Origin of the sequence: Allobranchiibius sp. GilTou38 (assembly GCF_017565325.1) — a bacterium.
GTDB lineage: Bacteria > Actinomycetota > Actinomycetes > Actinomycetales > Dermatophilaceae > Allobranchiibius > Allobranchiibius huperziae.
The window spans coordinates 245,172-258,875 of sequence record NZ_JAGEKN010000005.1; the positions used below are offsets into that span (position 1 = coordinate 245,172).

Sequence of the window (13,704 nt, forward strand, 5' to 3'; positions counted from 1 at the left end):
GCCACTCGACGCAGATCCCTGCCACTCGGGGTCCAGACACTCCGCATGCACGCGCCGATTCGGCTCACAGCGTTCGCGCCGGTATCGTGAGGTCCATCAGTTCGGCGTCTGTCTCACCCACGAATTGATCCGCATGTCGAGTTCGCTCCATGCGCGGCCCTCCAGCCTGGAGAACCGGTCGGTCCGGGGAGACTTCTTCTAGATCGCGATTTGATGACCTCAACTTTCACTGACTTCGGTGTGCCCACTGTCCTGGTCGACGTACTGACCGGCCAAGGCATCGCCGAGCCCACTCCCATCCAGGCCGCGACCCTGCGCGACTCCCTCGCCGGCCGCGACGTCCTCGGCCGCGGCCGTACGGGCTCCGGCAAGACGCTGGCCTTCTCCCTCCCGCTGGTGGCGCGCCTCGCCGAGTCCAAGCGCCCCCGCGTGGCCCGCAAACCGCACGCGCTGATCCTGGCCCCGACGCGCGAACTGGTTACCCAGATCGACGCCGTGATCAAGCCGCTGGCCCGCACGATGGGCCTGAACACCCTGACCGTCTTCGGCGGGGTCGGCCAGAACCCGCAGGTGCGCGGCCTGCAGGCCGGTGTCGACATCCTCATCGCCTGTCCCGGTCGCCTCGAAGACCTTATTTCTCAAGGGTTCTGCCGCTTGGACGACGTGCAGGTCACCATCCTCGACGAGGCCGACCACATGGCCGACCTCGGCTTCCTGCCCGGCGTACGCCGGCTGCTGCGCCAGACGCCGAAGGACGGCCAGCGGCTGCTCTTCTCGGCCACCCTGGACAAGGCGATCGACGTCCTGGTCCGTGAGTTCCTGCGCAAGCCGGTGACGCACGAGGCCGATTCGGCCCAATCCCCCGTCGCCGCGATGTCCCATCACGTCCTCGGGCTCGAGAAGGACCTGCGGGTGCCGGTGCTGGTCGACCTGACGTCGGCACCGGGCCGGACCATCGTCTTCACCCGCACCAAGCACGGCGCGAAAGCCCTTGCGCGACAGCTGAACAGCCGTGGCGTTCCGGCGGTTGACCTGCACGGCAACCTCGGCCAGAACGCGCGCACCCGCAACATGGAGGCCTTCAGCTCCGGTGCTGTGCATACCCTCGTCGCCACGGACGTCGCCGCGCGCGGCATCCACGTCGACGACGTCGCGTTGGTCATCCACGCCGACCCGCCGTCGGAGCACAAGGCGTACCTGCACCGTTCGGGTCGTACCGCGCGGGCCGGCGCCGCGGGCTCCGTCATCACCTTGATGACCCCCGATCAGCGCGGCGACGTCCGCAGCCTCACCCGGGCCGCGGGCATCCACCCGACGACCACGCAGGTCACCAACACCGAGCACCCGGTGCTGCGCGAACTCGCCCCGGGCGAGCGCGTCCTGGTCGAGGGCTACGTTCCGCCGGCCGCCCCACAGCAGCAGCGTCAGCCGAAGAAGCCCGCTACCGGCCAGGCGGGCGGTCGCGGACGCGGTCGCGGTGCCGGCTCCGGTGCGGGACGACCCGCGAGTGGCTCGGGCGGCGGTCCTCGTCGCAACGGGTCCGGTTCCGGTTCCGGCGGTACGACGTCGGGTTCGGGTCCTCGCCGCTCCGGCGGAGGCTCCGGCTCCCGCACTGCGGGTTCAGGCTCTCGCGGCGCGGGTGCGGCGTCGGGCGGCAACCACTCGGCGGCGAACTTCAGCCGCCGCTCGCGCTGACCCGACAGCGGTCTCTGTTTCCGGCGGGGTGTTCGATGGGCGAGTGACGACCACTCCCCACGAACCCCCGGCGACCGACGCACCCCCCACCCGGTACCTCAACGGTGACGGCCCCAAATCCGCCACGGACCTGCTGGCCACCATCCCGGCGGACACGCAGACCGACCTGTACGGCAACGGCGGCGCGGTGGAGGAGCTCGAGCGGTACACCGCCGAGTTGCTCGGCAAGCCTGCGGCGGTCTTCTTTCCCAGCGGCATCATGGGCCAGGGCGCAGCACTCACCGTGCACGCCGCCCGGCACGAATCGTCCACCGTCGCGTGGCATCCGACCGCGCATCCGCAGGTGCACGAACTGGACACAATTACTCGTCTGCACCGCCTCACGACGCGCACGGTCGGCGATCCGGCCCGCCTGCTGCAGCTGTCCGACCTGGAAGCCGTCCCCGAGCAACTCGCCGTCCTGCTGCTGGAACTCCCGCAGCGGGAGATCGGTGGCCAGCTGCCGACCTGGGATGAGCTGACCTCGCACGTGCAGTGGGCGCGCGAGCACGACGTGTATCTGCACCTGGACGGCGCTCGCCTCTGGGAGGCGTCGGCGTCGTACGACCGCTCCCCAGCGGTCATCGCGGCGCTCTTCGACACCGTCTACGTGTCGTTCTACAAGGGCATCGGCGCGCTGTCCGGATGCTGCGTCGCAGGCGAGTCGGACATCGCGGACGAACTGCGCGAATGGCGCCGGCGGCTGGGCGGCACCCTGTACGGGCTGTGGCCGCTCGCCGCGTCTGCCCTCGCGCTGCTCCCGGAACGGTTGCCGGATATGCCTGCCCGGCTGGCGCACGCCCGCGCGATCGCCGACGCGCTGCGCCCGGTCGCCGGCGTGACAGTCGTCCCCGATCCGCCGCACACCTCGATGATGCATCTGCTGCTGCAGGTCGACTCGGACACGTTGACTGCCAACGCCGCCCGCATCCTGGAGCGCGATGGACTGCAGACCTTCCGCGGGGCACAGAGCACGATCGACCGGCACGTCATGAAAGTGGAGTTGAACGTCGGCCGAGCCACCCTGCAGCTCTCCCCCGACGAGATCGCCGCCGCGATCGCAGAACTGATCACGCACGCCCCCGCGTAGCATCGATCGAGCAGCTATCGAACGACACCGTCGACGCAGGAGTGGATGCCTTGAAGAAGCCGGCATGGGTCGTTCTCGGAGTCGTGGTGGCACTGCTCGGGTTGGTGTTCACCCTGCAGGGCATCGGGGTGATGAAGGGGTCCTCGATGAGCAACAACACGTTCTGGGCCGTAGCCGGCCCGATCATTATCATCGTCGGCCTCGCAGTGGCCGCGGCGGGCGCGAGGGGCCGATTCCGCTGAGCAGCTTGCGGATTCACCGTCATCACGCGTCGCGAGACTCTCGAGCGTCCAACGTCGACGAGGGCGCCCCTGTCGGTCGGCGGGTCATGCTCGGTGTGCTGGGGCTCGGCGCCGTGGGCATCGTCACCGGCAGCCGGGTGTCGAACGGACTGTCCAGCCTCCTCGGGCCGGTCGAACAACGTGACCCCACCGGGCTGCTTTCCCTCATCCCCCTCGGGGATACCTTCCGCTACTACTCGGTGACCGGCGCGGTCCGCACCGAGCCGGCGCAGACCTACCGCCTTCCCGTATCCGGGCTGGTCGAGGCACCGCACACCTATTCGTACGCCGACCTGCAGGCGCTGCCGCGCACCGCGTTCGTGCAGACCTTCCAGTGTGTGACGGGATGGCAGGTGCCGGAAGTTCATTGGGCCGGCGTGCGATTGGCCGAATTGATCGAACGCGCTCAACCCAGCAAGCAGGCACGAGCAGTGCGCTTCCGATCCTTCGACGGCACCTACACCGAGTCGCTGACCCTGGATGAGGCGCGCGCCGATGACGTTCTGGTGGCGACGGAGATGCTGGGAGCACCGGTGACCCACGACCACGGCGGGCCGGTGCGCATGTACGTCGGCTCCAACTACGGCTACAAGAGCACGAAGTGGCTCTCGGGCATCGAGCTGACCGACCACCAGATACCGGGCTACTGGGAACCGAGGGGCTATGCCATCGACGGACGACTCCCCACGTAGCGGGTCGACGTCCTTCGATTCCACATCGGAGGGCGACGGCGAACGCATCCACCGGTTCAGCCTGGCCGAGCGGATCGTGCACCGCGTGACGGCGGTCCTCATGATCGTCTGCATCCTGACGGCCGTCGTCCTCTACAACGGCTCGCTCTCGATCGCGATCGGGCACCGTCACCTCGTCGAGCTGATCCACGTCTACTGCGGTTTCGCGCTGCCGGTGCCCATGCTGCTGGGCGTGGTCTCCGTCGCGTATCGCGCTGACCTGCACCGCCTCGGGCGGTTCTCGACCGCCGACCGCCGCTGGCTGCGCTCCCGTACGCGGCGCGACGGCACGATCCGGGTCGGCAAGTTCAACGCCGGGCAGAAGCTGAACGGCGCACTCACCTCCAGCTCGATCCTGGTCCTACTCGCCACCGGCATCATCATGTACTTCGTCACGCTGGCGCCCCTGCCCTGGCGGACCGGCGCGACGTTCGTCCACGACTGGTTCTCGATCGCCGTGGGACTGCTCGTGATCGGCCACATCACCTTCGCGATGAAGGACCCCGAGGCGCGCGAGGGGATGCGCACGGGTTGGGTGTCTCGACACTGGGCGCGCCGCGAGCATGCCGCGTGGCTGGGCGAGACGACCGACGCCGACGAGGATGGGCGACCCGCACACGGCTCGAGCCGTAGGTAGCTCCGCCGGCGGATTGCGGGATGCATGAACGAGCGCGCTCGATGAGCCGCGTTCATTCAGACGCGGTCAACCAGCCCGGAGCTATGTGTGGATAACCCCATCGGCTCAGACTATACGGAATGGGGGATGTGGAAAAAATTGCTCCAATCATCAGCAACATCAACGTAATTCGACATCTCATTCCCTTGTGTGAAAGTTCGAACGGGCGTACGATGTGTACATCAGTCCGAATATCATGAATTCAGGAAAGGGGCAGGTCGTGGGCAATCCCATTGACGACAACAGCCTGCCGCAGCCGGCAGAGATTGTCCCCGCGCATCCAGGGGTGGGTGCCGGATTGATGGAGCTGTTGTCGGCTTTCGCGGCATCGATGGATGCCTGGCCGGGGGCGCTGTTCCAGCTGAGCGAAGCAGATCTGGGCACGGTGGTCTCCACGATGTTGACCGTCGTGGGTCGCGCGGAGAACGTCGCGGCGTTGGCTACCTCGGATGCTCTGACCCGCGGGACGGTCACCGGCTCCACGGCGACGGGTGCGCCCGGGTGGGTCGCCCAGGTCGCGCGCGGGGTGGATCCGATGGTTGTGCACCGGGTCGGGGGTGTCGGTCGCGATTGCGCGGACCCGAAGAACCGCGTGGTGGCGCAGTGTTTGGCGGAGGGATCCGCGTCGGTGCCGGCGGCCGCGGTCGCGTTGCGGGAGGTGCCGAGAGTGGTCCGTCAGTTGCCGTGCGCTGACCGGGATGACATGTTCCTGCGGTATCTGAGCCTGTCCCATTTCGGTCCGCGAGCGTTGAAAGAATTGAGTACCCGAATCATCGGTCAGTTCGCTCCCGAGCAGCTGATACGGGACGAAGAGACTCAACAACACTGCGAGGCCGCGCGCTGGTACGACCTGCCCGGTGGGATGGTCCGGTTCGAAGCAGACCTGTCCGCGGCCCACGCGGCGACGGTGAAACACGCCCTGCAGTTCCTCTCGGCGCCGACACCACAGACCTGCCCCGACAACCCCGCCCACAGCGGCGACACGGCTGAGGAGAAGGGCGGCAACCGGGGCGGCAACGCCGAAAAGCCGGCGCTGGGACCCATGGTCAATCCGCTCGACCGCGATCCGCGGACCCCGGCCAAGCGTCGCGCGGACGCCCTGCTGCGGCTGATCGAAACCGCGGCCGGCGTGCTGGACGGCACCTCTCCGCGACCGGTCGGGGAGATCACCGGCGTCGCGAAAATCGTGGTCACGCTGGACTACAACACCCTCCTGGCCGGGCTGCAGCACTCTGGTCGCCTCGGCGGGACCGGCGCCATGACCGACCCCATCTACTCGCCTGGCATCGGACGCACCGCCGACGGTGACTATCTCGACGCCGGGACGCTACGGCGGCTGGCATGTGACGCGGATCTGATCCCGATGGTGCTCGGTGGGGCATCCGAACCGATGGACGTCGGACGAGCCAAACGTCTGTTCACCGGCGGATTACGAGCGGCGATCATCCACCGAGATCGAGGATGCACGTTCCCCGACTGTGATCGGCCACCGGACTTCTGCGACGCCCACCACGTCGATCCGTGGTGGACCGGTGGCGAGACGACCCTGACCAACGCGGCCCTGCTCTGCACGCGCCACCACACCATCGTTCATCGCGACCTGCTCACTGCGGCGGTCACCGCCACCGGAGTCACCTGGGACCTGACGCCCGGATTGATGCCGCACCAACGGGCCGGCTGACGCCCCGACCCGGCATAACACGAGCCGGTCCCGACGTTGCACCCGTCGTACACCGTTGTCGACGAAGGGATCCTCATGCGCGCCGTGGTCTACACCGAAGGCGGCGACGCCTCCGTCCTGCACCTGGTCGAACGCGAGGCCGCCGACCCCGGACGCGGCGAGGTGCGCGTACGCATCGAGCGCGCCGGGGTCAACCCGACCGACTGGAAGTTCCGCGCCGGCAGTGAGCTGGCCTTCCCCGAGATCGTCCCGGGTCAGGACGGCGCGGGCACCATCGACGCGGTCGGCCCCGAGGTCGACGGGCTGCACGTCGGCGACCGGGTGTGGACAATGCTCGCCCAGCACCAGCGCCCCGGTGGCACCGCCCAGGAGCAGGTCGTGCTGCCGGCGGCCAACGTGACCGCACTGCCGGACAACGCATCGTACGACGTGGGCGCGGCGCTCGGCGTACCCGCCGTCACTGCCCACCGCGCACTGACCACCTCCGAGGGTGGACCGGACCGGCTCTACCGCGGCGCCATGGACGGGCTGACGGTGCTCGTCGCCGGTGGTGCCGGCGCGGTCGGCAACGCCGCGATTCAGCTCGCGCGGTGGGCGGGAGCCACGGTGATCAGCACCGTCAGCGGGGACGAGAAGGCAGCCCTGGCGACGGCGGCCGGCGCGCAGCACGTCGTCAACTACCGGGAGGGCGACACCGCCGCCGCGATCCGCGAGATCGCGCCCGAGGGCGTGCACATCGTGGTCGAGGTGGCACCCGCGCAGAACCTCGCGCTCGACCTGCAGGTCATCCGGCCCCGCGGCACCATCGCGGTCTACGCCAACAACGGTGGCGACGAGGTGACGTTGAACGTCCGGGAGACGTTCTCGACCAACGCCCGGATCCAGTGGGTGCTGCTCTACACCGTCGGTCAGGACGCTCTGCGCGCCGCTGCCGACGACGTCACCGCCGCGGTGGCCGACGGCGGTTTCGCGATCGGGGACGAGCACGGCCTGCCGCTGCACCACTACCCGTTGGAGCGCACGGCCGAGGCCCACTCGGCTGTCGAGGATGGGGCCGTCGGCAAGGTGCTGCTCGACGTCACCGACTGACCAACGTTGACGTTTTGCGTCCGTGGCCAGTGCTGCAGCACTGGCCACGAACGCAAAACCCGCGTACCGCCTCGAGCCGGTCTCCGTGGGCGGTCAGCTCTTCAGCGTGACCTTCACCGACCCGAACACGAGACTGCCGTCGGCCGGGAGTGCGGTGCCGAACGTGCTGTTGAGCGCCCCGGCGGCGGCCGGGTCGAGACGCGCTGTGATGCCGGAGAGATTGGTGGTGCCGTTGCGCTGCTTGACGACCAGGCCGGAGAAGTCGAGGTCGAGCACGGGGATGCGCGCCGCGGCGAAGTTCACCTGTGTCGCGTAGACCTTCTTGTCCGCGAGCGACACGTCGAACTTGCCGATCTCCAGGGACTTACCGCGCAGCGAGACGAAGTCGATGCCGCCCCGGTGCAGGATGTCGCCGCTCGGACCCGACAGGTTCGGGTTGCCGCCGGTGATCGGGAAGCCGTAACTGACTGCCAGGTACGGGAATAGGCGCAGGCCGAGACGGGTGTCGGGCACGGGCAACGGCAGGATGCCCGCCTTCAGCAGCGTGGGCGCGATGCCCTGTGCGGTGGTCACGGTGGTGGTGCCGGACAGACTCGCCGCGGCGGGTCGAGCGCGGTGGGCGGCGCTCGCCTCGGCCGGGCCCGCGAGCGCGACAGAGGCCGTGGTTGCGGCGAAAGCGATGGCGAGCGTGGCGGTGATGACGCGTGATCGCATGAACATGCCTTTCGTGGGTGTTGCCCGTGAACGGATGACACCTGCTCTACGGGCGCGAGGGCCGTTGCGGATGCACTGCGGGCGTTCCCCCGCCGTCGCGCACCGTCCGGTGTCAGACTCGTCCTGCCGGCACGCCGCGGTGCCGGACGGCAGGCTCCCGACCGGACGGACGACGCAGTGGACCCCGACGACGACGCACGTGTCGCCGCGCTGTTCGTGGCGGGCGAGCAGGCGGCGCTGCGGGTGATGTACGACCGCTACGGCCCGCTCGTCTTCCGCATCGCGCTGGCGATCGTGGGCTCCGTGCCGGACGCCGAGGACGTCACGCAGGACACCTTCGTCTCGGCGTGGCGCGGCCGGTCCACGTTCGACCCGGAGGCGGGTTCGCTGCCCGCGTGGCTCGTGGGCATCGTGCGCCGCCGGTCGGTCGACCAGCTGCGCGACATCGGCCGCCAGCGCCGCGCGTGGACCTCGGTGGCGCAGCACTTCGCCGCGATGGACAGCTCGGCGTCGGTGGACAATGTGGTGGAGCGCACCCTGGTGTCGGATGAATTGGCCCGGCTCCCCGAGACCCAGCGACGCGTGCTGGAACTAGCGTTCTACGACGGCCTCACCCACACGCAGATCGCCGCGGCCACCGGGATGCCGGTCGGGACGGTCAAGAGTCACGTACGGCGCGGTCTGATCCGGTTACGACGACGATGGGAGCAGGACAGTGCCTTCGCCTGACCATCGCGCCCATCACGGACCGGGCGAGGACTCCGCCCGGCTCGAGGCCCTCAGCCTGCTCGCGCTCGGCGAGCCCTCGGAGCTCGAGCGCCACGTCGAAGGCTGCGCGGAGTGCCGCAGTGAGCTGTCGTCACTGCGTCGTACGGTCGAGCTCGGCCGCACCAGCGGAGCCGGGTACGGCGACGGTCCCGCACCGTCCGAGGCGGTCTGGGCCGGTATCTCCGCCGAGCTCGGCCTCGAGGAGCCAGCGGTCTCAGCGCGCCGTACGCCGCGCCCCCCGCCCTGGCGTCGCCGCGCAGGCCTCGCGGCTGCCGCCGTCCTGATCGCCGCGGCGGGACTCGGTGGCGGTTACGCGATCGCCCGGCACCAAGGCTCACCCGCCGTCGCCGCGTCGGCGACGCTTGCGCAGATCGCCGGCGGTCCGACCGGCGTGCACGGCAGCGCCACCGTGCACCGCACGTCCACCGGACAACAACTGTCCGTGCGCACCAGCAACCTGCCGTTGCGCAACGGCTACTACGAGGTCTGGCTGTTCGACCCGGTTGCGAACAAGATGGTCGCGGTCGGCACCCTGCCGCGGACGGGCACCGCGACGTACCCGGTGCCGCCGGGGCTGGACGTGACCAGCTACCACCTCGTGGACGTGTCCGCCCAGGACTACAACGGCAACCCCGCCCACCAGCAGAGCGTGCTGCGCGGCGGTCTCACCTGGTAGCCGAGTCGGCTTGGCCCTCTGAGGTGTTCAGGTGCTCTCTCGGACGATCAGCTGATGGGGCACCACCAGGTCGAGCGGGCCGTCGTCATCGGACTCGGCCGGACTGCTGATTCGGGCCGCGAGCCGGTCGATGGCGACCCGGACGATCTGGGGCTTGTCCGGCGCGATGGTGGTCAGCGTTGGGGTGCTGTAGCGGCCGTCCTCGATGTCGTCGAAGCCGACCACCGCGATGTCCTCCGGCACCCGTCGGCCCTGCTCGAGCAGGCTGCGCAGCGCGCCGAGGGCGAGCTCGTCGCTGAAGCAGAAGACCGCGTCGAGGTGCGGCTCCACCTCCATAAGCCGTTTGACGGCGGCGGCCCCGTCCGGCCGGTGCAGGGACCGGACGGGGATGACGAGCTCCTCGCGGAACGGCAGCCCCGCCGACTCCAACGCCTGCCGGTAGCCCTCGACACGCAGCTCCGCCGTGCCGTTCTGCAGATGCGGTTGCGCACCGATCGCCCCGATCACGCGGTCCCCGCGGGCGACGAGGTGCTGCGTCGCCTCCCGGCTCGCCCGCACGTTGTCGATCGCGACGTGGTCCAGGACGCCGTCGGTCTCGCGCGCACCGAGCAGCACGACCGGACCGGCTGCGAGCTCGACCAGCTCGGCGGGCGACACCGCCCACGGGCTGCACAGCACGCCGTCCACGCTGCGACCGGCCGGGCCGAGGATCATCCGACGCTCCTGGTCGGCGTCGCCGTCGGTCTGGTCGATGTGCACGGTCCATCCGCGCTCGGCCGCGACCCGCACGGTGATCGCGGCGAGCTCGCTGAAATAGGGCGAACTGATCTCGGGGACGACGAGGCTGATGACCTCGGTGCTGCCACGGCGCAGCTGCCGAGCTGCGGTGTTGGGGCGGTAGCGCATGTCGTCGATCGCAGCCTGGACGCGCTGCCGGGTCTCGGGCGCCACGTGCGGGAAGTCGTTGGCCACGTTGGAGGCCGTGCGCACCGACACCCCTGCGCGTTCGGCGACCTCTCGCAGACCGACCACCATGCACCTCTTCCGCTGAACCTACCGCCGAGCTAGGTTGCAGCGTACAGTTGCAACGTTGCAAACCAACCGCTATGTGCGGTGCACGAGAGGAAACCCGACCATGAGCGAGACCACCACGCAGCGCCCCGACGTGACCGAGGCCGACGTACAGGCAGCGGTCGATGCGCTGAGCACCGACGGCATCATCGGACGCAAGGGCGCGTTGGAGCGCGACTTCGTGGCCGGGATGCGCGTCGACGTCGAGGAGGCGTTTCGCGAGGCGCGGTCGCGGGAGAACGGCGCCGTCGGCCGCGGCCCGAACCGGTGGTACGCCGAGATGCACCCCCAGGCTCTGTGCGGCTTCGTCGAACTGGTGGATCACCCGTGGGTGCGCGCGGTGAGCGAGGCGATCCTCGGCCCGGACTACGAGATCGTCGAGGTCGGCTTCGACATCCCGTTCGCCGGTGCGCACAACCAGCCCTGGCACCGGGACTTCCCCTCCCCCGCCGTGACGCGCACCGACAGGCGACTCACGAGCCTGGCGTTCAACGTGACGCTCGTCGACACCGAGGAGGACATGGGGCCGTTCGAGATCGCACCGGGCACCCAGTGGGAGACCGGCGAGGACTTCGCGCACGAGATGTTCCCCGACCGCTCGACGTGGTCGCGCTACGAGGACCGCGCGGTGCGCAAGTACCCGCAGATGGGCGACATGTCGGTGCGCTCGGCGCTGACGATCCACCGGGGCACCACGAACAACTCCCAGAAGTCGCGGCCTGTCCTGGTCCTCGGGATGGACGCACCGGGAGCGGGCAACGCCGAGCACCACGACATGGCCGTCACCGAGGACTACTGGGCCGAGCTACCCGAGCGCGTGCGCCAGCACCTGCACTGCCCGGTCGTCGACCACCTCACCCCGATCGTGCAGAAGCACACCATCGAGGGCCTGGTCATGGGCGAGGCCGAGTAGGAAGCGGACACCTCGTCAGAGGCTGAACCACTGACCTGCCCAGCCGCCCGCGGCGGTCCAGTACGTCGAGTAGACGTGCTCGTCCTTGCCGGTGACGAACAGGTCGATGATGTCCCGGTCGCGCGACTGCGCTGTGACGCGCGCTCCCGGCGGGATGGTGAATTTGTCACCGAACCGGTCGTCGCCGAGCCAGAACCACTGCCCGCTCCACCCGCTGCTGGCGTCCCAGTACGTGCTGTAGACGTGCCCGTCGCGCCCGCTGACGAACAGGTCGATGTGGCCCTCGAAGCGGGAGATCGCGGTCACCGGCGAGCCCGGCGGGACGGTGAACCCGTCACCGAAGCGGGCGTCCGCAAGTCGGAACCAGTGGTTGTTCCAGCCGGTGCCTGCGTTCCAGAACGTGCTGTAGACGCCACCGTCGAGGCCACTGACGAACAGGTCGATCTGATCGCGGAAGCGCGACAACGCGGTCACCGGCGCACCGACCGGGATCTGGAATTTGTCGGCGAAGTTGTCGTCGCCGAGCCAGAACCACTGCCCGCTCCAGCCACTGCCGGCGTCCCAGTACGTGCTGTAGACGTGGCCGTCGCGGCCGGTGGCGAAGAGGTCGAGGTGCTCGGTGTAGCGCGAGAGGACGCCGACCGGCGTACCGGGCGCCACGGTGAACCCGTCGCCGAAGCGGCCGTCAGCGAGCCGGAACCAGTGGTTGTTCCAGCCACCGCCGGCGTTCCAGAACGTGCTGTAGACGCCTCCGTCGAGGCCCACGGCGAACAGGTCGATCAGATCCGGTGCGCGGTTGACGCAACTGATCTGGCTGCCGACCGGAATCTTGAACTGGTCGGCGAAGTTGTCGTCACCCAGCCAGAACCACTGTCCGCTCCAGCCGCTGGAGGCGTCCCAGTACGTGCTGTAGACGTGGCCGTCGCGGCCGGTCGCGAAGAGATCGAGGTGGGTGGGGTAGCGACTGAGCACGCCGATGGGTGAGCCGGGAGCGATCGTGAAGTCGTCCCCGAAGCGGCCGTCCGCGAGCCGGAACCAGGTGCGCAGCCAGCCGCCGGCCGGGTTCCAGAAGGTGGAGTCGACGCTGCCGTCGGTCCCGACGGCGAAGAGATCGATCTGATCCTGGGTGCGACTGATGGACGCCACCGGCGCGGGCGCCAGGCTCAGGAACTGCCGCGAGTAGTTCAGGTCGATCTGCCCTGCCCCCGCGGTGTTGCTGACCACGTCGGTGTGCTGACCGCAGTCCGTAATGGCGTCGTAGGCCGCGAAAGCCGTTGTCAACGCACCGGTGTCGGTGTTGACGCTGATGTCGCGCATGCTGGTCATCAGCGTCGGAGGGTAGTCACGACACTGGGCGACCGTGTACGTCTCGAGCGTCTGCACCGGCATCACCAACTGCCCGGTGACGTTCACCGACAGGACCGTGTCAGGGAAGCCGACGAACTCACACGTCCAGAAGTCGAAGGTCGTGTGCCGAGACACCAGCTTCATCACGCCGGTCAGCACGTCGCCCGGTTGCACCGTGACCAGGGTCTGGGTGCGGAACGCGTTCGTGCCGACGACCAGCCAACTGGCCAACGCCCAGCTGTTCCCACCGCCGGCCGGGGACACGCCCCACTGCAGCACCGGCTGCAGGATCTGGGTCACGGGGCTGTCCTGCAGCCCGTTGAACAGGTAGAGCAGCTGCCCGTCCTCCGCGATCGGCTCGGGCGGCACGGTCCACGTCGTGGTCATCGACCTGATGACGTTCGTGGACGCCTCGGTGTACGCGGCGTACGTGATCCATCCGCTGCCCAGGCCCGGCAGCTCCGCGATCTCCGCGGTGGTCTCGGGTGGTTCGACGAACGTCTCGGTGCGCGTGTTGAAGCGCTTCATCCGCCCACTGTCGGGGCGCACGATCTCGTCGGGCCCAACGAGATGAATCATCGACTTCGGTCGCAGACCGCCGGGAGTGATGGCGTAGTCGCCGGTCGCGAGCAGCGCGCGGGTGCGCCGCAGCGTCAGGGGCGGCCTCTTCGCCACCCGGTACCTGCCGCCCTCGTCGGCTGCGACGACCTCGCCCGGGGCGACGGTGTGCACGTCATCCGCGGGTCGTGGCCCGCCGGGCGTGTGGACGGTCTCTGACGTTGACCCCGGCTCCTGCGGTGTCGCCATGTCGTTCCTCCGTGTCGTTGTCGCGTCCACGGAACGTCGTGAACGGTGGCGGTGGCCTCGCCGATTTCCTCCCTGATCGCCCTCAAACTAGATGCGACGGACGATATTCTTTGCAGGGTGTTTCCA

The 13,704-nt window shown here is 69.1% G+C and carries 13 protein-coding genes; 10 read left to right on the forward strand and 3 right to left on the reverse strand.

From position 1 onward, the window contains the following. Positions 1-213: 213 nt before the first annotated feature. From JOB34_RS04625 to JOB34_RS04655, 7 genes are all read left to right on the forward strand, one after another. Positions 214-1,695, forward strand: a complete 1,482-nt coding sequence (locus JOB34_RS04625; RefSeq protein ID WP_208051599.1) for a DEAD/DEAH box helicase — start codon at positions 214-216, stop codon at positions 1,693-1,695. 43 nt (positions 1,696-1,738) lie between these two features. Beyond that, complete coding sequence (locus tag JOB34_RS04630; protein WP_208051600.1) at positions 1,739-2,824, forward strand: beta-eliminating lyase-related protein; 1,086 nt, start codon at positions 1,739-1,741, stop codon at positions 2,822-2,824. 50 nt (positions 2,825-2,874) lie between these two features. Next, positions 2,875-3,066 (forward strand): hypothetical protein, encoded by a 192-nt coding sequence (locus JOB34_RS04635; RefSeq protein WP_208051601.1) that lies wholly within the window; start codon positions 2,875-2,877, stop codon positions 3,064-3,066. 86 nt (positions 3,067-3,152) lie between these two features. Beyond that, on the forward strand, positions 3,153-3,797 hold the full coding sequence (locus JOB34_RS04640; RefSeq protein WP_208051602.1) for a molybdopterin-dependent oxidoreductase: 645 nt from the start codon (positions 3,153-3,155) through the stop codon (positions 3,795-3,797). Next, entirely contained in the window at positions 3,769-4,473 is a 705-nt protein-coding gene (locus JOB34_RS04645) for a cytochrome b/b6 domain-containing protein (protein ID WP_208051603.1), read from the forward strand. Before JOB34_RS04640 ends, JOB34_RS04645 begins: the two co-directional genes overlap by 29 nt. Before the next feature lie 259 nt (positions 4,474-4,732). Beyond that, entirely contained in the window at positions 4,733-6,193 is a 1,461-nt protein-coding gene (locus JOB34_RS04650; RefSeq protein ID WP_208051604.1) for an HNH endonuclease signature motif containing protein, read from the forward strand. 75 nt (positions 6,194-6,268) lie between these two features. After that, entirely contained in the window at positions 6,269-7,282 is a 1,014-nt protein-coding gene (locus JOB34_RS04655) for an NADPH:quinone reductase (protein ID WP_208051605.1), read from the forward strand. 93 nt (positions 7,283-7,375) lie between these two features. Here the strand turns inward: JOB34_RS04655 and JOB34_RS04660 are convergent, their stop codons facing one another. Continuing rightward, positions 7,376-7,996 (reverse strand): hypothetical protein, encoded by a 621-nt coding sequence (locus tag JOB34_RS04660; protein ID WP_208051606.1) that lies wholly within the window; start codon positions 7,994-7,996, stop codon positions 7,376-7,378. Positions 7,997-8,173: 177 nt separating this feature from the next. On the opposite strand from JOB34_RS04660, the gene JOB34_RS04665 reads away from it, so the two are divergent. After that, the gene (locus tag JOB34_RS04665; RefSeq protein WP_347813720.1) at positions 8,174-8,725 is read left to right on the forward strand and encodes a sigma-70 family RNA polymerase sigma factor; all 552 of its coding nucleotides are present in this window, start codon (positions 8,174-8,176) and stop codon (positions 8,723-8,725) included. Continuing rightward, entirely contained in the window at positions 8,712-9,440 is a 729-nt protein-coding gene (locus JOB34_RS04670; protein ID WP_208051607.1) for an anti-sigma factor, read from the forward strand. The genes JOB34_RS04665 and JOB34_RS04670 overlap by 14 nt, the downstream gene beginning before the upstream one ends. 27 nt (positions 9,441-9,467) lie before the next feature. On the opposite strand, the gene JOB34_RS04675 is transcribed toward JOB34_RS04670, so the two are convergent. Further along, on the reverse strand, positions 9,468-10,475 hold the full coding sequence (locus JOB34_RS04675) for a LacI family DNA-binding transcriptional regulator (protein ID WP_243757608.1): 1,008 nt from the start codon (positions 10,473-10,475) through the stop codon (positions 9,468-9,470). 100 nt (positions 10,476-10,575) lie between these two features. Between JOB34_RS04675 and JOB34_RS04680 the strand changes: the two genes are divergently transcribed. Continuing rightward, positions 10,576-11,424 carry a phytanoyl-CoA dioxygenase family protein gene (locus JOB34_RS04680; protein WP_208051608.1) on the forward strand — a complete coding sequence of 283 codons (849 nt, stop codon included), beginning with the start codon at positions 10,576-10,578 and terminating at the stop codon, positions 11,422-11,424. A 15-nt stretch (positions 11,425-11,439) separates the two neighbouring features. On the opposite strand, the gene JOB34_RS04685 is transcribed toward JOB34_RS04680, so the two are convergent. Then, on the reverse strand, positions 11,440-13,578 hold the full coding sequence (locus JOB34_RS04685; protein ID WP_208051609.1) for a hypothetical protein: 2,139 nt from the start codon (positions 13,576-13,578) through the stop codon (positions 11,440-11,442). Positions 13,579-13,704 lie beyond the last annotated feature (126 nt).

Bases quoted from the DNA above. Each gene is read 5' to 3' on its own strand.
- JOB34_RS04655 (WP_208051605.1), top strand. From the start codon at position 6,269: ATGCGCGCCGTGGTCTACACCGAAGGCGGCGACGCCTCCGTCCTGCAC.
- JOB34_RS04625 (WP_208051599.1), top strand. From the start codon at position 214: ATGACCTCAACTTTCACTGACTTCGGTGTGCCCACTGTCCTGGTCGAC.
- JOB34_RS04645 (WP_208051603.1), top strand. From the start codon at position 3,769: ATGCCATCGACGGACGACTCCCCACGTAGCGGGTCGACGTCCTTCGAT.
- JOB34_RS04640 (WP_208051602.1), top strand. From the start codon at position 3,153: ATGCTCGGTGTGCTGGGGCTCGGCGCCGTGGGCATCGTCACCGGCAGC.
- JOB34_RS04675 (WP_243757608.1), bottom strand. From the start codon at position 10,475: ATGGTGGTCGGTCTGCGAGAGGTCGCCGAACGCGCAGGGGTGTCGGTG.
- JOB34_RS04680 (WP_208051608.1), top strand. From the start codon at position 10,576: ATGAGCGAGACCACCACGCAGCGCCCCGACGTGACCGAGGCCGACGTA.
- JOB34_RS04660 (WP_208051606.1), bottom strand. From the start codon at position 7,996: ATGCGATCACGCGTCATCACCGCCACGCTCGCCATCGCTTTCGCCGCA.
- JOB34_RS04685 (WP_208051609.1), bottom strand. From the start codon at position 13,578: ATGGCGACACCGCAGGAGCCGGGGTCAACGTCAGAGACCGTCCACACG.